Source organism: Paenibacillus sp. S29, assembly GCF_049319765.1.
Taxonomy (GTDB): domain Bacteria; phylum Bacillota; class Bacilli; order Paenibacillales; family Paenibacillaceae; genus Paenibacillus; species Paenibacillus polymyxa_B.
On sequence record NZ_JBMOUI010000015.1, the window covers coordinates 54,515 to 73,950 of the forward strand.

Sequence of the window (19,436 nt, forward strand, 5' to 3'; positions counted from 1 at the left end):
TTCATTATGGTGCCTCACTACTAAAGATGCCGATATTATCCGTATAATCGGTTCCTTCATCAAACCATTCACTTGCCTCGTAGTCTGCATTTCCATGGGTAACATCGGATTGTCTAGCTAAAGTGGTATGAGGCTGAAACACTGCCGTATCAATCAACTGATTATCGTAATAAAGCGATAAAGTAACAGGTGCTGAATCATCGTTATAAAACCCCATGTCTGTGAAGTAATCTACATGCGCATCACCAAAATACATGGTATCTCCTATCACGAAAGTAGCTCCACCTGGAATAAAAGCACCAGCGTCTTGACTTATTTCGATCGAATTTCCACTATCACTGCGTTCAATTCTAATTTTTGAAGCATCCAATTCCTCAGAACCCGCATTATAAAGCTCAATAATCTGCATCATAGAGTCGCTCTCCCCCCATGCCAACTCAGAGAAGAAAAGTCCCTTCTTTTCTCCAGCAGTGACTTGGAAGATCGTTTGAACGGTTCCCCCCTTCCCATCATCTGCGGTAACTGTGACTGTAGCACTTCCCACTGCAAGCGGAGTAATACTCAGTTGGTCGCCTGTAACGGAAACCGTTGCTATGCTAGGGTCCGATGAATCAGCGGAATACGTCAGTAAGTCCAAATCTTCATCTGCAAAAGTTGAAGCAAGTCCAATAGTTGTGTCCACAGCACCTGCTTCTGTAGAAACATCATTAATCGTGCTTTGAACAACAGGAGCGTGATTAGCAGCAGGTGGAGGGGTCACCGTTAGAGTGAAATTCGTATCCACTGTACCCCCGTTTCCGTCATCTGCCGTTACCGTAATCGTGACTGTACCCGCGTTCACTGGCGTAATTTTCAGGTCGCTTCCGTTTACCGCTGCTGTCGCCACGCCCGTATCTGTCGAGGTTGTCGTGTATGTCAGCGCGTCGCTGTCTTCATCTGCAAACACACTCGCAAGGCTCACCGTTTTAACTCCATCCGCGACCCCTGTCGTTACATTGCGGATCGACGTTTCCACCGTCGGCGCATGATTCACGGCTTCTGGGATCACCGGCGTAACCGTTACGTTGAACTGGCTATTTATGGTCCCGCCTTTGCCGTCGTTCGCCGTAACCGTGATCGTGGCTGTTCCGGCGTTCACTGGCGTAATTTTCAGGTCGCTTCCGTTTACCGCTACTGTCGCCACGCCCGTATCCGTCGAGGTTGCTGTGTACGTCAGCGCGTCGCTGTCTTCATCTGCAAACACACTCGAAAGGCTCACCGTCTTAACTCCATCCGCGGCTCCTGTCGTCACATTGCTGATCGACGTTTCCACCGTCGGCGCATGGTTCACGGCTTCCGGAATCACAGGCGTAACCGTTACGTTGAACTGGCTGTTTATGGTCCCGCCCTTGCCGTCGTTCGCCGTAACCGTGATCGTGGCTGTTCCGGCGTTCATCGGCGTGAGAGTCAGCTGACTTCCATTCACTGATACCGTCGCTACGTTTGTGGCTGAAGTTTCTGCTGTGTAGGTCAGCGTGTCTCCATCAGCATCGGTAAAACTATTTGCCAGATTAATCTTTTTAGGCTCATCTGCTGTACTTAACGTAATATCAGTAAACCCGGTAGTAACGCCTGGCGCATGGTTAGTCACTGATTTTGTTGAAGTTCCACCTCCGGAGGAAAATGTCACGCTGCTCGACGTAACTGTAGTCGGTTCTTGAACCGTTCCGTCAGCGGACTGAATTTGTCCAATCTGCTTTTGTACTTCGCTGTAATTTTGGATAACTTGTGAAACGGATGCATCTTTAGGCAGCTGAATCGTTTCAACTTTAAAATTCGGGTTCAAGGTCACTTTAGCGTTTGCGTTGGCAACTTGAAGCTCCCCGATTGTTCCGGTTCCTTTAATAGAAATACCATTGCCGGAATTCACATTAAGATGGTTTACGTTTCCATTCAGCTGGATATTAGAAACACCGTCATTAAGCTCGATTACTCCTTTGATATCCCCTTTAATCTGAACACCATCACCTAAAATTCGAAGCAGGCTGCTTTCCGGTAGACCATTGGTGTTTAACACAACATCTTTTTGCACGATTTCTAATTGTTGCAGCCCGTCCACATTACGATTGCGCGAATTAAACTTTAATTTAGCTCCTTTTAGCGCATCTTTATTGGAGTTTCCGATTAACTCTTTCAAATTCCCCTCTATTAAATAAGGAACATTATCGATTGTTACAATGTCCCCATCAATGCTATTGATCGTAGCTGTTTGCTCTTGAGATTTGAAAATATCCAGCAGGAAAGGAGCAATATCCTCCCTTTTTACTTCACCGGTGGGATTGAGCTTGCTGTCATGAATGTCAATTAAACCCAGGCGAAGTGCTGTATCTACCGATCCAGCTGCCCATTGGCTTACCAAGGACTGATCTTTGGGTAAAATGCTTGATCCGCCCTCTGCATTAACCCCTCCGACTGCACGAACAAACACTGCTGCCAGCTCTTCACGGGTAACAGGATCGTTCGGACGAAAGTTTCCTAATCCATCCCCGGATAGAAACCCGGCTTTTTGGGCGGCTTCTATATATGGGGCAGCAAATTGTTTACTTTGCACATCTTTAAAAGTAGAAGAACTCGAAATAGGGTCCAATTTTAAGGCTCTGACCAATAATACTGCGAGTTCCTGACGAGTTAATGTTGCTGCAGGGCGAAAAGTTCCATGAGGATCTCCCGATAAAAGCCCTTGGCGTACAGCTTCTTGGATGGCCGCCATTTTATCACTCGTCACATAGGATGTATCTGAAAACAAATTATTGGTAGGCGTTGCAGCGTAAGCAGAAGTACCAAACGCCGCCTGAAGAGCAACAAGAGCGGCTGCCCACTTAAGTGAATAAACTTTCAATGGTTCTACCTCCTAATTTACTTTTGAGTAAAACGACCCTATTCGATCTTCGAAATGTTTCTACATAATTCAAAGATAATAAAGCTTATTCACTGTATTTACCGATAAAAATGTGTTTATATTAATCTTTTATTCATATATTTGTCGAAAATAAGTGATTTATGTCGTTTTCAATTAATATACATGAAACCACTGAACCAATTCTGAACAAAAGCTTATCTATAATGATGCCTAGTTGTATCAAGTCTCTAACTATATCCTTCAAATAACTTATTTCCGCAAGTGATTTATCGGAATCTTCCCTTAACCGCGACTCTGTGCTATAAAAAAAATAATCGCAGGCTAGATACCTGCGATTATTTTTAAATTAAGACAGTCTATGCGAAGTATAGAATTACGTTTTAAAATGATTAGTTGCCAAGATTAGCAATGCCGCTGCTGAATATCTTAAAACGTTATATTCGTATCTTTTTTTCATCATAGCCCTCGTCGACTATTGTTCAGCTTCATTTAGCATTAAAAAGCAGCAGCTTCACGGACTATTCCAGAAGAATGTTAAATTCGAGACTTGAAAATACATTTGTTATTCGCGTTGTTTCGGATGTAACTATCCGTGAAAAATAAAAAAGCTAGGTTTACGAATTATTGGCATAATCCGTAAACCTAGCTCTCGACGAGTCTTACTTAAGGTTATATTTTTTGTTAAAGCGATCCACACGGCCACCGATATCCACGTTTCTTTGTTTACCAGTGAAGAACGGGTGGGAAGCGGAGCTAGTATCTACACGGATAACTGGGTATGTGTTGCCATCTTCCCATTCCATCGTTTCTTGCGAATATTTAGTGGAAGCACTCAGGAAAGTAAATCCACAGCTAGGGTCCAAAAAGATAACTTTGTTCAATGTTGGATGAATATCTTTTTTCATTAGTTTCACCTAATCTTTCATGTAGTTTTAGTTTCAAACTCAAACGTACTGGCGCAATACTCCATCAGTTGGCAAAAGGAACGGTTATGTCCCAGAAAAAAAGACGACAGATCATAACGGTTGCGCTCAAGCTCGTAAACGACAAGCAAACGATGCCGCATATACGCATCGCCCATTGCACGAACGCTCCGGATCTTTCGTCAGCCTTCATCGTTATATAAGCATATAGTGAATGGTCCTCCGGCTCGTCCCAAATGCTGACACCAGCACAGGAGAACTCGGTAGCCACGTGCTTTCGATTCAAAAGGCAAAGCGTACCATGTAGCTCCGCATCTATCATACAGCCTTGAAAAAAAGCCGTTTTCTTAGGTGCAAGCTTTAACTTTGGACGCTCTGTCCACTGGACTAATTCAAGTTTTCGCCGGTTCCATAACGCAGGCTTTTGCAAACTTAACAGGCTTCGCTCAGGAAGCAGAATCATTCAGGTTGCTATGCAGCAAACCTCAAATTATCTAGTTTCACGATGGATCGTGTACTTTTTCAGACGCGGAGAGTATTTTTTCATTTCAAGACGCTCCGGATGATTTCTTTTGTTCTTGGTTGTTGTATAGTTGCGATCACCGGATTCGGTGCATGCCAAGGTAACAATTACGCGCATTTCTCTTCCTCCTTAATTGGAATACATGGTATACAATTACAATAGTAATTTTTACGATTAGTTCTATTCTATAATTCATGCTCCGCTTTGTCAACCTTAGAGTCACGGTTTGTCGCTTCTTCGACCGTGTTCCAGCGATTACGGTACTGTGCAAGCTTCGGATGAAGTTCCTGGGGGGCGCTCGAAAGCACCAATCTGACATTTCTAATCCATTCTCCAAACGATGCATAGGAAGCGCACAAATTTGCAGTTTCAGGACTCATGTACAAAAAAAGTGGGGTCGTATACTTTTCCGCCAAAAAACGGATGGCTGCTTCAATCGGCGTATACTTTTTACGCTTACCTTCCCAGTTCTCAATCACAACAGCACTCAAAGCTTGCTCCCGCTGCCACTCTCCCAGCTCGTCCACCCGCTTGTAATACGAACGTACCGGCTGCTTCCACATTCTTCTGACGGTTTCTTCATGTAGCGGATACAACACCAGCTTTGTAAAAGATAATGCAGCCCCCGTTTCGGCAAAAAGCTCCAGCTCTCTGGCTGTAATCTGCTCGAACGTATCATAGTAGACCATGGTCCCTTTATGCGTCTCGATCGGAGGCTCATAACCATAGGGTACATATTGAAGGTTTCTTGTCATGCCGGACACTCCGTCCTTCCATAGATGAACTTTTCCTTCTATATTATACCCTTGTTTTGGCATGAGTTTACATCAAATGTTTATCCTTGCTCAACAGCAGGCGTATTATGGCGTGAACCCCTTCGGAATTGCAACGCATAAAGTCCCATCGTCACAAGCGCAATCAGTGCAAGCACCGTAAAAATATTGCTAAAATTGAATACCTGCACATTAGATACGACAGGATTCAAATGAAAGGACGACGAACTATCCAGCGTTTTGCCCAAAATACTTGTCGTGATCGCCCCGGCAATGAAATTCAGCAGAGATAGCAGCCCCATTCCAACACCAATCTGGTCTTTCGACAAGGTACGAGAAATCGTGTTGGACATGGCAATTTGCATGAAGGTCTGACCTACGTTTCCGAAAATAAGCAAAAATAAAATCAGATACGGAGAGGCACCCACAAATGTAGACAAGCTGATAAAACAGATAAACAAAAGCGATACAGCTGTATAGACGAGAAACGAATTTCCTTTGCTATCCGCCAAACGCCCTCCTCTTTTACCCAATAGAGCCGAAGCAATAGCAGCCGGAAACATAACCAGTCCAATTATTGCCGGCGTGAGCTGATTGAGACTGTTCAGAAACTGCGGTGCCAAGTACGGCAATCCAAAGCTAATCCCCGTCCCTAAAAAAGCGATAAGGAGCCCGTAGGAATATTGCTTGTTACGGAACAGCTTCGGCTGGATGAATGGATCATGCGCAGTGTTAATGCGCCATATAAACAGTGCGAATAACACCACACCGACCAGAAAGAACATCATATTGGTTTGCGAAATCGAAAGTAATAAGAAGGCTACTGTTCCACCCAGCAATAATCCACCCAGAAAATCGAACTTCTGATCCTTTCCACGCTGATCGTCCAAATATTTGCGGAAGAACGGCAATGCGATCAGTGGCAGCATGGAAATGACGAACAAAAAACGCCAGCTTGCAAAGCCTGTGATCAAACCGGAAATAATCGGAGCCAGTGCAGTACCTAACGCCAAGCCGATTGCTGTGACGCCCAAAGCACGTCCCCTTTTTTCAGCCGAGAAATAACGGACTGGGACGATCATAGCAGTTGCCGGAATAACAGCAGCCCCTGCAGCCTGAAGCAAACGAGCTACAATGAGCATCCAAAATTGATTGGCCAACAGTCCAATAAGCGAACCCAGTGCAAAAAAGATAATCCCAAACGTCAGCAAATCCTTAAGACGATATTTATCTGCCAATTTGCCGTAGGTCACCGAGCCAACTGCATACACGATCATATAGCCAGTCAGCAACCAACTTACATCGGAAGCACTAATATGAAACTCCTCTCGAATCACAGGCATAACGACATTAAACATAAAAGCGTTCATCACTGAAAAAACAAGTGTGAAAGCTAGCACTCGCATAAGCTTATCCGCATTGGGATAAGTTTGTTCATTTATCATTTGGTTGTCTCCCTCTCCTGTAAACCTCTTATCTAAGATCATATTTCACTGTTTTGATACCCCTATCCGGGCAAATTCTCTATATATCCGCTCAAACGCGGGTGTCCGCAGGGTGGTAGTCGCGGAGAATTTTTTTAAGCAGACAGCGTAGCGTCTCCGATTCTCCTACAGATAATGTTTCACCTACCGAGCTTTTAATTGCCTCAATAGTACGTTCAGCTACTTTGTGAATCTCTAAGCCTTCCTCAGTCAAATAGATTTGCTTCATTCGTGCATCTTCCGGGTGACTTTTGCGTATTGCCCAGTTTTTCTTAACGATCCCGTTAACCAGGCTGGTAACGCTTGATTTATCAATAAGCAATAGCCTTTCCAAATCCGTATTGGTGACTCCAGGCGACACCGCCAGTATATAGAGCGTCTGCGATTGTGGGGAGGTGAGTCCCAAAGGGCGCAGTGCCGTTTCAATTTCGCGCCGGACGGTAGTGAAAATCCATTTAATTAAATACATCGTGCTCTCTTCCTCCCAAGGAAGACAAACGGGATACACCTCACTTCCCATCTCACTACGAACCTCCATATCCATCTAAATTTAATAGTTTGAATTCCAACTAATTTTAATCAGCTGCCTACTTGGTGTCAATACTTTCGTAAAATAATGCTTTACTAGATAAGATGAATTTCAAATTACGAATTCATTCTTTATGGAAATTTATGTATAGTAAAAGACGAGCCCTTGAAGGAAGCCCGTCTTTTACTTTATTTCTGTTTTATAGTTGCTTAGTCTGCACTCTTCACTTGAACCAGCGGGTATTCTTCTCCATCAACGGTAACCGTGCTAGCATCGTTCAGCTCCAGCCTTTGCCAAATGGTCAACAGCGTACGATAAGGATACTTCTTCAGATCGTACTCCTTTGTCTCTGTACCATCACCGGACGTGCTGCCTATGGTTTTATCGGCTGCTATACCACTACCCTCAGTAGAAATCTCCGAAGTCGAGCCTCCGTCCGTGTTGCCTGTCACTGCTCCAGACTGATCGCCGCTTGTTCCACTGGATGTACTACCACGAGCTGTGGAACCACTGTCCGTGGATTGTCCATCTGCTGTCGAACTTTTTGTAGTGGCGCTCCCAGTGATTACGTCACCGGATGGATCATTGTTCGCATTACTGGCAGCTTCCTTGTCGTTCTGTTCAGCAAGCGTAAAATTTTCGTATAAGTGCTCCTGTTGGTCCGCCCCGACAATGACGAGCTTCTTCGGCTTAAATTCTGCCTGCTCTGTCGATGTCTGAAACGCAAACAACAGCTTGACCATTTTCGTAGTGGACTTGGTATTAGGCACATGTGTCACTATCGCCGTAGGCTCCTCTTTTACGGGCACTGTAGGCTCTACAGGCTGTTGTACAGGCTTCGGAGCAGCAACAGGCGCAGGTGTGTCACCAGATCCGATCACCCCGGTTGCTTTCAGGCCGCCGAGCGTACCTGCAATGACAATCAGCACGATCCCGGAAATCACCCCACCTTTACGAAAACGACGAAGTGTTTTAACCAACGGTGTGTCCGTCTCCCGCTTTGCTGCCAAATAAAAATTTTTAAAAGCAGGCTTTGCAGGTTCAAAATATTGACGCCACAGCGTTTTTTTATGCAGTCCCTCTCGTCCTTCCTTTTGGAAGAATAGAAGTAGCGCACGTCGATACGACGGTTCGAAACCGCCACGTGGAGTGGCAAACTCGGGGTGTTCTTCCGACCATCGGATAAAGCGGTACATCGTATCGTTATCCTTCGCCCATTTGCGGATCGAACTGACCAGACGAGCGAAGTCCAATATTCCTTCTCCCGGCCCGTCAGAACGATAGAATGCAGGCAACAGACGGGCAAAATGGCTTTCCGCAAGCTGCTGGGGCAGCCAGCCATAAGCCCAATCCTGTACCTTTTCTACTTCGCCAGGCTCCAGGCCGTCCAGCACCGACGGTTCCGGTTCCTCCGTATTAAACCAATCGTAAGCCGCAATCAATCGCACTGCTTGTCCCTTGAGGGGAGCAGGCAGCTTTCCAACCCACTGCACCAAATCGGGCCGTGTAAAAAATGGAATCTGTACGACCTGATCGGGTGATATTTCTTTTAGCTCTACTTCGGTAAGTAAATACCGATCCGACGCTTCCTGCAGGCGCTCTGTCAATCCAGATTGCTCCAGCGGGGACAGTTTGCCTACGGCAGAGCTGCTGTCCCATTGACGCAAGCGTTGGTGAATGGCAGCCACAGCCTCTACTGGTTTTCTTTCGGCACGCAGTCTGCCCATCAGTGCAGATTCTGCCAAAAGCTGAAAATCGGCATTCGCCGACACTTCGATATACCGACTGCCCCATTCATGCACAACGGCCAGCAGCCCCTTGGCATCCGGTGTTCTTTTCATCTGACTGTCCATGTAGGGAATGAACAGCATTTTTGTAAGCGCCGGATTACCCAGCACTTTCGTAAAATATGCCTTGCCTAATGACGGATTCTCCTCAATCGTATGGTAAATATACGTGACTGCTTCCGTATTTCTGGCAGTATAAGCATTGTTTAGCGAACGGATTAAATATTCCACCAACCGATTTTCGCTGCTGCGTGCATGAACTTTATAATAGTCCTTGAAACTATCGACTAGACCTACATCTGGAATATATCCATCCTTCACCCGATCAAATTCATGATCAAAAAACGATAGAAACAGATCATTCAGCCTCATTTTACGTGGCAGCGAATCGGGTGGCGATAAATAATCAGTCAAGCTTCGTAATACAGCGATTCGTTGTTCGTTGTATAATGCCCGCTCTCCCTGCTCAATTCTGTACAACGTAATGAGCTCATGATAGCTGGATGGCGTCAAATCACGCCCTGCCTCCATACCTGTCAGCATTTGCTCGGCAAATTTGAAGAAATCATCCGGCGTCTCACCATTCAGCAACGTGCGGACAATCCAGTCAAAATACGGCTGTCTCACCTGCTCTGCATCCACATTAAGTATTCGACTATGGTTAGACAGGTCAAATACAAAGTCCTTTTCCACATTCCGATCACCGGGACGCAAACTAAAAGGCTCAACGAACATCAAGTGAATGCCTTTTCTGCTGTTCGGTTCCTGTGCATATGTAAGAAATCCGAGTCTGTTCCGAAATGCATAAGGCAGTGCCGCATACAGCACACCCAGCAGCTGCTTGGCTGAAGATCCGACCGCTTCTACAGGAACATTCAATGCTACATATACCTTTTTGCGACCCGCTGCGGACATCATGACTGCGTATAAAAGCTGTTTGAACACTTCTTCGCTCAGCTGCAATTGAGCCAGCACTGTAGACGGGTCAACAGCCGGAAATACACTTCCACCCGGTAGACGCTCCAATTCCGGTAAATCCGTTCCCTGCTCAATATCATAGGTATCAACAAATGATGTGTTCAGCCACTGCTTATAGTCAGACGGAGATTCACCATGTCCGGCTGGAATCACATAGTTGTGCGTGAAAAAGGCGCTCCGCAGCCCAGTAAAATCCGCAGCCTTATAAATACTGCGGCCAAGCACTACATCCCCGGACTCCGTCCGTACCAGATGCATGGCTTCCGGATAGACGCTTTCCTGCTTCTCGCCACGCGTCGTCAAGGCAGCAGGCGCATCATATACACATAAGGGATGCAGCACCTTTTTAATAAAAGAAGCATCCAATCCTTTGGAATTAGCCACTGTATCGAAGCCTTCCGTAGAACGGAAAATTCCACGCCGTTCCCGTGTGTACATCTGCTGTTGTATCAAATGAGAGGTAGAATAACTCACTGTGATTCTCTCCCCTCAATGTACTTCAACTTATAAAGCAGCCAAATGAATGGCTCATCCACACGGATCGGACTAACCAACCCTTGCAGCTTTTGCTCCACCGGATTGCTACCCAGCGCGGAAACCGCGAAATAGGCCGTATCCGTAAAATATACATCCATCGTGCCCTTGAACGGCTTATCCACCTTTTCGATGAAGCGTCGAACTTCGCCATCAATGTTCGCGAACTCATCCAAATCCATATATTTGCGATGCTCCATCGGATTAAAAATATTGCTATTCGTCTTGATGTATGTGCCTTCTTCATCTGCCAATGCAGTAAGCATATCACTTTTGGTCAGGACGACAGCGGTCGGAATGTCCGTTTTCCCTTTTTCCTGATAAGCGATAAAATCACCGAACATCGTAAGTACGACATCACGCGGTTCATCATATTGCGAGACCCATTCACCCGGCTTATCGCCAAGGTTAATCTTAATACGCTCCCGAATAGAGCGGATTTGCAGTGGATCGACCATAAAAAGAATACCTGCTGAATTCTTAATATGCTGTCCATGCAGTCCCAGATAGTCCTGATCTACCATTCCCTCACCGGCGACATCAAAAAATACCAGCGTCAGTGGCGGCTTTTCCTCATCCTTAAATACAAACTGGAAGATAAAAGGCTCCTGCATCTTTTCTTTTTGTGTCGATGTAAGCAGATCGCCTCGTTCAAATAGGGGTTCCTCATACATAGTGCGGAACTTTCGGCTGATTTCTGCATTGAGCGGCATGCAAGCCGCGTCAAAATGATCGGCCGTAACATGCTGCAACGTGTGAATCAGGGAGGTCATATAGACAGATTTCCCCGCCTGCGAAGCTCCAATAATCGAAATGATATTGCTAGGCACCTTACCCGCGGTCACGGGCAGCTCGTTATGGCAGTGCGGGCACAGCCGGTGGCGCGTCAGCTCGCCATAACGGTCCGTCAGTCCTGTCAGTACATGATCAGAATACAATCGATGTTCCTCAGGGACATCATGGGGGTGCAAAATCGCCTCCATATCATGCACACTGTCCAAGCCAAAACGCTCCCGATATTTGTTCAACAGCTCATCTTCACCCAAAGCGTAGTCCTCGTCATCTTCACGCTGATGAGAAGCACGGAATACCACGTCCTCCGGGGAAAATTTACTAAAGCAATAAGGGCACACAATATCATAAAATAACGGCCTTGGCGCTGCCTGTGGCTTTCTTCTGAATAAATTGCTAAGAAAACTCATCGGTTGCGGCCTCCTTTCATTCAGGAACTAATTCATATACCGTGCCATATTTCTGGCCGTCTGTAAAAAACAGCCGCACATATTCATCTCCCCCCACTTCAACAGCGGGTAAAACATTCCGTCCCGCGGCAAAGGGTGCCGTGAATGGATACAAGGTTCCATCGTCCCGGTCTGCGGGATAGCCCCCGCGCTTCTTCACGTAGCAAAGCGCCTCCTGCGGGACAGGAACTTCGGCTGTCACCTGAATCTGGACGGTTTTGCGGCTGCGAAACCAGCTTTTTTTATGGTGAACCGCATATCTGATTTTAGCCCTCCCCGTACTCAACTCCAGTTGGTTGGCTCCGTCTTGCTGACGGATCACGTAAGTGTCTCCATCCTCCCGAACAGCCGGATATACGATATACCGCACGCGTCCAATACCATCAATTCGGTCACGATAGCTACCAGCAGCCTTATACTCCTCGCGTGTAAACAGTTTTAGGCTTGAAAAAGGCGGTAAAACTTCACCCTCATTTTGCCCATTCACACCTGCATCGGCTGATTGTTTTGCAATATATACCACGGCTGCGCCCTCAGGCCACTGCCAGCGCAACACAACCCGGTTGTCATCAATTTTGTGGCTCAGCTCCGAAATAACAGGATCACCGGGCTGTGCTTCCCTATACTGCATAAGTTCCAGCCTCCCGTTCTAAAATCCACTGCTGCGTCGATTGCGCGTTGGGGCTTCCGGTGCCCCTCTCCGGCGTCCTGACGGCGCTCCCTGACTTCCTCCACCGGAAGATCGGCGAGTATTTTCCGCAATTGGCAGAACAAGCGAAAAAACAGCAATAAGGGCCGCCAGTACGAGCGCTGCCACCAAACGAATCATCAAGTCGCCTATAGGCGAGCCAGATAATCCCTTTTCCAAAATAAAGCCAGCGAGCAAGCCTGCCGGGACTCCTCCAATCGCAAAATTCCGCGCGAGAAAACGGTTATCAAACATCAGCCCAAGAGCTAATCCTAATAGAGCGCCGATAATGACCAGAGCCGTTACGCGATAAATGGCAAAATACAGACTGTCGGCATACTCACCTGTCCGCTCCGTTACCAGTGTGCGATCACCGATTTTGTTATATATTTTACCGAACGCCTGAGTAAGTCCTTGGGCATTGGCTACATTAGAATAAGTTCCGCCTGTCAGGTCAGCAATATTTTGCAATAAGGCTATACCATCCGACTCTGCCAGCTTCAGCCCGATCGTATTGATCGGAATCTGGCGGGCGATATAAGGAGCCAATGCCGTCTGGGTATCCAGCTCGCTAAAGCCGTCAGAGAGCATAATAACGAGAGAACCTTTTTCTGCATTGCCTTGGGTTTCAATCTCCTTGATCGTCTCATCCAAAGCAAGTCCGATCTCTGTACCGCCTGACATTATAGTCTGCATACTATCAATTTTGGAATAAACCGCTTGCTTCTCTGCATCTGTGCGAATTGGAGTAAACGGCTGAACCAACTGGGCAGTAGAATCAAATGAAACAATGGCTACCCTCTTGTCTCCATCCATTTGGCCAATCAGACTCTTGGCAGCCGTTAGGCGTTCATTATCAGGATCTGTTTGCTGCATACTCCCGGAATTATCAATCACAAGCACGAGGTCCTGTACGCTCTTGCGCCCTTCAGGGTTAACCTGATAGCCCAACTCCAATAGCAGACCTGCCACGAACAACATCACCAGCGTAGCAGGCACCAGTAACTTCCAGGATAACCCGGAGTAGCGCTGCCGCCATGAATGTCCATTTAACTGTGGCGAAATTAGTTCGCCGATCAGACAACCTAGGCCAATACACAGTGCCATGATGCCAAAATACAGCCCGATCACGACGATATGCGGCCAGTGCCCTATCAATTTGTGAAGAATAAGCTCTCCCAAGATGAAGCCTACTACAGCGCCCAGCAAGCCGAACAGCAATAGGAGAACGTTAAATTTACGCTGCTTCATAAGAATCGTTGCTTCCTTCCATCATAAAGTAGGATGAATATGTGGTTACCGCAATTCCGGCAACCGGTCCACGTCGATTCCGTGAAACACGAAACCATTCGCAGTATATGTCTCATAATACGTTTTGCCGTTGCGGTAAACCATCAGATCCTCCAGATGGAAGCCGCCCATCAAATGCAGCTTTTCCACCCCGCTGCTGCGACGCTCATGTACAAAACCCAGCTTGTAAATACGCGAAGTAATGTCCACATCCATTGCATAAGGAAGAAATTCGCCTTCGTAGTCACCAAAGAAGTACTTTTCTTCATACCGATGCTCATGGGTATAGTCGAGCAAACGCACGTTAATTCCGCCATGTTCCTCTAACGTTTGATACAGTTTTTTAAACAGCTCATCCTTCGGAACAACCAGCCGATTTTCATATGCAGCAGCCACATTGGCACGCCGCAATAATTCTTCTTCGAAGGTCTGATTAAACGGCTGTGCACTGAGAATCAAGGTGCGACAGGTCTGCGTAAGTCGATCCACCAATGAGGACAGACCCCCGTCCAGCAATCTGGATACAGGCCCCATATGCCGGGTATCAAAAAATATAGATTTCCCCCGCTTGCTTTCCAGCTCACGCATGACATCCTCCGTCACACGCTCGTAATATTCGAACAGGTTTTGACCTGTGTAACTGTCGGCCTGCCGAATACTATCCGTTGCAGCTTGATGCAGTTCACGCTCCAGGCTGGAAAGCTGTACTGTAATATGCTGCGCCTGCGCATGCCATTTTTCTAGTGCCAGTTCATAGCGGCGAAGCAGCTCCAAATCGGCTTGAATTCGCAGCATGTGCAGTTTGTGCCCGTAAACCGTCTCGGTCAGGTAACGAATCAAGCTTCGAACATTATGCTTATCCATGAGTGGCAATCGTTGAAAAGGTTGGTCCTCCACTCGCCCGCTATACAGGGTGTCCAGTTCAGCGGCACTAATCTGCAAGTCATTGGACGTATCCCGAATCAGTCCACGAATGGCTGTAAGCACATTCCCTGTTTTATTTTCATCCGTCCAGTCTGTCAACTCGAATAAGCCGATTTCAGGATATTCCTTGGCAGCTGCATTCACAGCCGACTGCAGACCTGATTCCGCCTGAAAATCTCCCAACCGTTTGTGGACAAGCCGTTCACAGTTATCGCGGAAAAAGGCTTCGCAGCCCTGACCAAACAAAGCTTCCTCCGCCTCACGTAATGTCATTCGCTTTAACGAGCCGTAGCTGGCTCCGCTGGTCATCAGTGCGCTCATGTCCGTGATCGCTTCATTACCAGGAACGAGATCATTTCGCGTGCGACCGCGCTCAGCAGCATCTAACCCAAAATAATTCAGCTTATCGCGTATGTCCCACTCTTGCTCTGTTCTCATACGCTCTAACAGCTTCACATAAAAGTGATACAGCACCGTCAGTGCGATTGACTGGTTAGGGCGGTTGACTCGGGAAAATCCAGCCGACACATAACCCTGCCGCCCGGATTCCGTCATGATGTTGTTTTTAAACGATGTATTGTTGTATACCCCATCCTGTGACCGATAGGAATCTCCTGCCTGATAGCGGTTTTTAAGAAGCTGAATATGGCAAATGATGTCACAGCTTTCTCGCAGGCTATTCGGCACCGTTACGCCGCGTTCGTTCTTGTCGGACAGCACATAGACGAGGTCGAACAACGGTGATGGAGCATGGGTTACTGGAATGGTCAATTTGTCCTCGGTCATATGAAGCGGTGCCGTAAACGTATAGTCTGGACTCTGGATATAGTCCAACTCCCGCATGAAAGCAACGGACGTTGCACTACTGTAGCCGAATTGGACAGCCTGATCGCTTTCATTCACCAACACATACAGATCCATTTGTACCGATTTAAAAGACTGTGCAAAAATATACTCCGCCAACAGCGTAATTTCAGGGATTAACACGTTCATGGGGTCATCCGCTGTCGTCAAAATCGACAAATGGACACGCTCGAACGAAGAATACAACCGACCGTAATCTGCCAGATGTCCACTAGCCCGGCGCAACGCGGTGTTAAGCTCAATTAGCTGCGATTCATGTGTATAAAAAGCCTGGTGCAAGTCACGGCGTATCGTTTGGTGGCCACTTTCCTCCGGTACCGCTATCGTATGAACAATAGCATCCACCGAACGATCTACAGCTGCATGTTCTTCCTGCGAGCGGATCTGAATATACGTTACTCCCGTGCTGTTATCCCACTTGGTCCGGTTGATATCTGCAATGGTGTTCATCACCGGGTTCATGCGATCACCGATAAAAAGAAACACGGACGGGAAATGGATGCTGCTGCGTCCATCCCCACTTCCGATTAATTGGTCCTCTGCGGCTGCATAGTCAGCCGCATAACGTAACAGCTGCTCTCTCATACTTTATTTCAACTTTCTGCGGATGTCGTTTAATTTCCCAGCCATTTGAGCATAAAATGCATATAGTTCTGCTCCGTTAGCCAGCTCAACCTTTTCATATTCCAATTGATTGCGGGCCTCTGTGTAAGTTGCAGCCAGTTCATCCAGCTTCGACAGCAGTGGTGTAATATCCTCCGATGAAGTCAATACAGCATCACGGCGATCCGCCTTGCGCATTAGAGTAGCAAATTTCTTTTCTTCCAAACCACGGAAGTTTGTAAACACTTCAAACTCCACATAATTGCGGCTCTTCATGACGTTCGCAAACGGCTCCCAAGCCTCTTCCTCTTCGTCACGATCATAGACGTACAAAGCGCCTTTTTTCGTAATCGTGTCTGTATAGAGAGCCTGAATGAACTGATCCAGCCATTTTTCTTCATCCTGATATTTGCCCAGCAAAGCTTCCAGTTCAGCTGCTTTCGCTTCAATTTGTGTATATTTCGCCAGTTCTTCACGAACCACCTGTGTTAACTCTGGTGAACGGATCAGGTTTTCCTTCGCCATCTCTTCATTGATGCTGCCAAAGATGTCCTTGCTTCCGGCCTGCTCCAGCCCTTCAGCCAGCAGACGTTTCAACTCAGACCATGCTCTTTTCACCTCACCCAAATTCGGCTTGGATTCCTGCAAGCGCATATCGTAGCCTGCCAGCATCGCATTCAGATCTAGCGCATGTGAACGGATTACAGTGAAGCGGCTGCTCGTATTTTGATCGACATCCTTTTCCCGAATCACGCCAAGTGACTTGGCACGGTCAAAATCATTACGAATGCGGGCATTGTAAGCTTGCACACGCGAATTGACGTAAGTTTCGCCCCATGACTTTTCAGGAATCGGCGACGGCAGATTAGTCCAGTTGTTCTGACCTGTTTGTACCAGATGGCGGCCAATACCTTCGCGGTCAAGAATCGTTTTTTCATAGCTTTCTTCATACACTTTGAGCGGCGTATATACAAACAGAGGAACACCATTACGCGTATTGAGCCAGAAAATCCGGTTACGAACTTCACTCTCTTTAATAGTAAAGTGTGATTTGCCAATTGCATTATTTTGATAATTGCGAACGCCTTTCAGGATATTAGGTGACTGTACAGGTACTGAAACGAATCCCCATGATGGGAAGTACAAGTTGCCAGAGCTATTGCTCAGATGAAACACAGGTACAGCTTCCTCATCCAGTTTGCTCGCAATGTAGCGCTCCACAAATTTTTCAATGGCTTCATCTTGCCCGTATTTCATGACGAGGAAATCTTCCATGGAACGGGTAATGAGATCACCGAACTTATCAGTCAAGAAATTGGAGATTGAGCTGATGATGTCCATATCCTGATCCTTCACCCATTGATCTGAATTTTCGAGCAATTCTTGGGCAAAATCACGAATCAAATCATCACCGTTTCGGTTATCCAGCAGCTTGGTCACAACTTCAGAAATATCCGGTACACTTACCAGATTCCAATAGTACGTTTTGTTACCTTTGTGATCGGACTGTTCCTCGCCGTTAATCAGCAGATCGCCATTCTTCTCGAAAATTGCGCTCAGCGCGTTCAAAATTTCAGTAAATACATTATAAATGCGGCTATTTTCCTTGTTCAACAGGTCATACAGGTCTTCATAAAACTCAATGAGCTGCTCTGTACGTTCCACATCAGCCCGCAGCCAATATTCATTAATTTTCGCTTCGATGTACGCATTTTTCTTTTTATCCTTAGACACAAACGCGCTCTTGGCATCGCCCAGCTTTTCGTTCGCCTGCTCACGTGCCCATTCAATGTCCGTTGGAATACGGTGCAATGATTCACGCAACGTTTCAACATATGAAAGCAGCATTTTCAGCAAGCTAAATCCTTTTTCAGTATAAATCATACGGGATACATAAAACGGCCCTTGCTCAGGATGCAAAAACATCCGGCGAATTTGGTCCGTAAACTGTCCTGTAATTTCGCCAGGAAGCTGTTTCTTCGCTTTGATATACTCTTCACGAGCACGCGTCAGGAACGTTTGCTCCAGCTCGGTGTCCATATTGACCACTTGCATTTTAACGACATTGCTATAACTTAACCGTTCACTGTTTTCAAAGCCCGGAAGCGGCTCAGGTACACGGGATTCAAAGTTTTTGATCATGCTATCCAGATCCACGCCCAGCTTGCGGGCAAACTTCTCTACATCCTCTTGATTTGGCGATTGCTCGAACATTTTGGACATTTTGCCAAACATTCGATAGGCCAGATATGTCGTCATTTCCTCCATTGGCAACACCGCCGAGGAAGCCCCGATAATATTGTAATCGTAGTTTGCCGGATACGCCTTATTCATTTGTGCGATGTTGGTACGGATATTGCTGATATAGTCATGAATGGCAAACTCTTCGCCCGACTGTTTTTCCTCACTCGCCATAAAGTTAGTGATGTTCTCAGCGGTGACATTCATGCAGTAATCATAAGCATTTTCCAATAGCTTGCCTTCTGTATTCGTGGCCGAAATGAGGTGGCACAGATTAAACGGTGGAAGCGGCGAGTTCACGGTCAAAATGTTGCCGTACTGCTGCTTAAAACGTTCACCACGGCTGTCTACATTCATCCAATAGTCCAGTTCTTTCAGTGCAGCATAGCCGTTCTTTTTAATATATTCACGGGTATGCTCGCTCAGGCTTTTGTTCGCCAAATTAATATCTGGTGTAAACAGATAACCTAATGTATTTACACGGTCTACGCCTGCAGAGCCATAGTCGCGCTCAATAATTCCTCGGACGATATATGAAATATCGAGGAAGGTACCGCTTCCTGTACCGCCGGACAAACCGGACAGCAGGAACACCATAAGCTTCTTGTTGGTGCCTTCAGACAGGGTTTTGATTTTTTTGTCAATGCTTTGTACGACCTGATTGATTTTGGTGAACAGCAGCAATCGTCCTGCCTGCCGCACCCCTGCCGCACCATTCATACCATCGGTAATGCTTAGTTCGGGAGACAGCCAATCGGTAATGTACGGCTCAAGAATGCTGCGGTTTTGCAGCAATCCACCGATTTCCGCATTGGATAGCAATACAAACTCATTGATAGGGTCCAAACCAATCCCCTTGTATTTTTTGTTGCGGTCTTGTTCATTCGTTTCAAAAGCGAGAAATTCCACATTGTCCGGTTTATCGCTCTTTTTCTTGGAAATCGGATCTGCTGGAAGCTTGAATCTACGGTTAATTTGATATTTCAAGCGGAGAAGGGCATCAATCCCCGTACCTCCGAGTCCGATAATTAAAATAGGATTATCAATAGTATCAACTCTGATCTTATCGCTTACGATCCCTCCGCCGAGTGATACGTCTAATTGTTGGATATGCTCTCTAACTACTGGTTTCATAGATATGACCTCCTAAGGGTT

Annotated in this window: 13 protein-coding genes; all 13 read right to left on the minus strand. The window is 46.6% G+C overall.

What is annotated here, in order from left to right:
* Positions 1-4: 4 nt before the first annotated feature.
* The gene (locus ACL9RM_RS21885) at positions 5-2,878 is read right to left on the minus strand and encodes an S-layer homology domain-containing protein (RefSeq protein ID WP_250268192.1); all 2,874 of its coding nucleotides are present in this window, start codon (positions 2,876-2,878) and stop codon (positions 5-7) included.
* 680 nt (positions 2,879-3,558) lie between these two features.
* On the minus strand, positions 3,559-3,804 hold the full coding sequence (locus ACL9RM_RS21890) for a type B 50S ribosomal protein L31 (protein ID WP_013310118.1): 246 nt from the start codon (positions 3,802-3,804) through the stop codon (positions 3,559-3,561).
* 64 nt (positions 3,805-3,868) lie between these two features.
* On the minus strand, positions 3,869-4,285 hold the full coding sequence (locus tag ACL9RM_RS21895) for a hypothetical protein (protein WP_235308234.1): 417 nt from the start codon (positions 4,283-4,285) through the stop codon (positions 3,869-3,871).
* Positions 4,286-4,312: 27 nt separating this feature from the next.
* Positions 4,313-4,462, minus strand: coding sequence for a 50S ribosomal protein L33 (gene rpmG, locus ACL9RM_RS21900; RefSeq protein WP_007430271.1), 150 nt, complete (start codon positions 4,460-4,462; stop codon positions 4,313-4,315).
* A gap of 68 nt (positions 4,463-4,530) precedes the next feature.
* Entirely contained in the window at positions 4,531-5,100 is a 570-nt protein-coding gene (locus ACL9RM_RS21905; RefSeq protein WP_250268191.1) for a hypothetical protein, read from the minus strand.
* 80 nt (positions 5,101-5,180) lie between these two features.
* Positions 5,181-6,563 carry an MFS transporter gene (locus tag ACL9RM_RS21910; RefSeq protein WP_250268190.1) on the minus strand — a complete coding sequence of 461 codons (1,383 nt, stop codon included), beginning with the start codon at positions 6,561-6,563 and terminating at the stop codon, positions 5,181-5,183.
* A 91-nt stretch (positions 6,564-6,654) separates the two neighbouring features.
* Entirely contained in the window at positions 6,655-7,122 is a 468-nt protein-coding gene (locus tag ACL9RM_RS21915; protein WP_250261509.1) for a MarR family winged helix-turn-helix transcriptional regulator, read from the minus strand.
* Positions 7,123-7,340: 218 nt separating this feature from the next.
* Positions 7,341-10,370 carry a hypothetical protein gene (locus ACL9RM_RS21920; protein ID WP_250268189.1) on the minus strand — a complete coding sequence of 1,010 codons (3,030 nt, stop codon included), beginning with the start codon at positions 10,368-10,370 and terminating at the stop codon, positions 7,341-7,343.
* Positions 10,367-11,632 carry a TRAFAC clade GTPase domain-containing protein gene (locus ACL9RM_RS21925; RefSeq protein ID WP_250268188.1) on the minus strand — a complete coding sequence of 422 codons (1,266 nt, stop codon included), beginning with the start codon at positions 11,630-11,632 and terminating at the stop codon, positions 10,367-10,369. Before ACL9RM_RS21925 ends, ACL9RM_RS21920 begins: the two co-directional genes overlap by 4 nt.
* A gap of 16 nt (positions 11,633-11,648) precedes the next feature.
* Positions 11,649-12,302, minus strand: coding sequence for a beta-mannanase (locus tag ACL9RM_RS21930; RefSeq protein ID WP_165175445.1), 654 nt, complete (start codon positions 12,300-12,302; stop codon positions 11,649-11,651).
* Between the two features lie 18 nt (positions 12,303-12,320).
* The gene (locus ACL9RM_RS21935) at positions 12,321-13,610 is read right to left on the minus strand and encodes a vWA domain-containing protein (RefSeq protein ID WP_103047751.1); all 1,290 of its coding nucleotides are present in this window, start codon (positions 13,608-13,610) and stop codon (positions 12,321-12,323) included.
* 45 nt (positions 13,611-13,655) lie between these two features.
* On the minus strand, positions 13,656-16,022 hold the full coding sequence (locus ACL9RM_RS21940; protein ID WP_414126550.1) for a transcription initiation factor TFIID: 2,367 nt from the start codon (positions 16,020-16,022) through the stop codon (positions 13,656-13,658).
* A 3-nt stretch (positions 16,023-16,025) separates the two neighbouring features.
* Complete coding sequence (locus tag ACL9RM_RS21945; protein WP_250268186.1) at positions 16,026-19,415, minus strand: tubulin-like doman-containing protein; 3,390 nt, start codon at positions 19,413-19,415, stop codon at positions 16,026-16,028.
* Positions 19,416-19,436: the final 21 nt, after the last annotated feature.

What these genes read in the sequence shown, in the direction of transcription:
- ACL9RM_RS21940 (WP_414126550.1), bottom strand. Translation starts at nt 16,022, where the DNA reads ATGAGAGAGCAGCTGTTACGTTATGCGGCTGACTATGCAGCCGCAGAG.
- rpmG (WP_007430271.1), bottom strand. Translation starts at nt 4,462, where the DNA reads ATGCGCGTAATTGTTACCTTGGCATGCACCGAATCCGGTGATCGCAAC.
- ACL9RM_RS21890 (WP_013310118.1), bottom strand. Translation starts at nt 3,804, where the DNA reads ATGAAAAAAGATATTCATCCAACATTGAACAAAGTTATCTTTTTGGAC.
- ACL9RM_RS21925 (WP_250268188.1), bottom strand. Translation starts at nt 11,632, where the DNA reads ATGAGTTTTCTTAGCAATTTATTCAGAAGAAAGCCACAGGCAGCGCCA.
- ACL9RM_RS21895 (WP_235308234.1), bottom strand. Translation starts at nt 4,285, where the DNA reads ATGATTCTGCTTCCTGAGCGAAGCCTGTTAAGTTTGCAAAAGCCTGCG.
- ACL9RM_RS21915 (WP_250261509.1), bottom strand. Translation starts at nt 7,122, where the DNA reads ATGGGAAGTGAGGTGTATCCCGTTTGTCTTCCTTGGGAGGAAGAGAGC.
- ACL9RM_RS21910 (WP_250268190.1), bottom strand. Translation starts at nt 6,563, where the DNA reads ATGATAAATGAACAAACTTATCCCAATGCGGATAAGCTTATGCGAGTG.
- ACL9RM_RS21905 (WP_250268191.1), bottom strand. Translation starts at nt 5,100, where the DNA reads ATGACAAGAAACCTTCAATATGTACCCTATGGTTATGAGCCTCCGATC.
- ACL9RM_RS21930 (WP_165175445.1), bottom strand. Translation starts at nt 12,302, where the DNA reads ATGCAGTATAGGGAAGCACAGCCCGGTGATCCTGTTATTTCGGAGCTG.
- ACL9RM_RS21935 (WP_103047751.1), bottom strand. Translation starts at nt 13,610, where the DNA reads ATGAAGCAGCGTAAATTTAACGTTCTCCTATTGCTGTTCGGCTTGCTG.
- ACL9RM_RS21945 (WP_250268186.1), bottom strand. Translation starts at nt 19,415, where the DNA reads ATGAAACCAGTAGTTAGAGAGCATATCCAACAATTAGACGTATCACTC.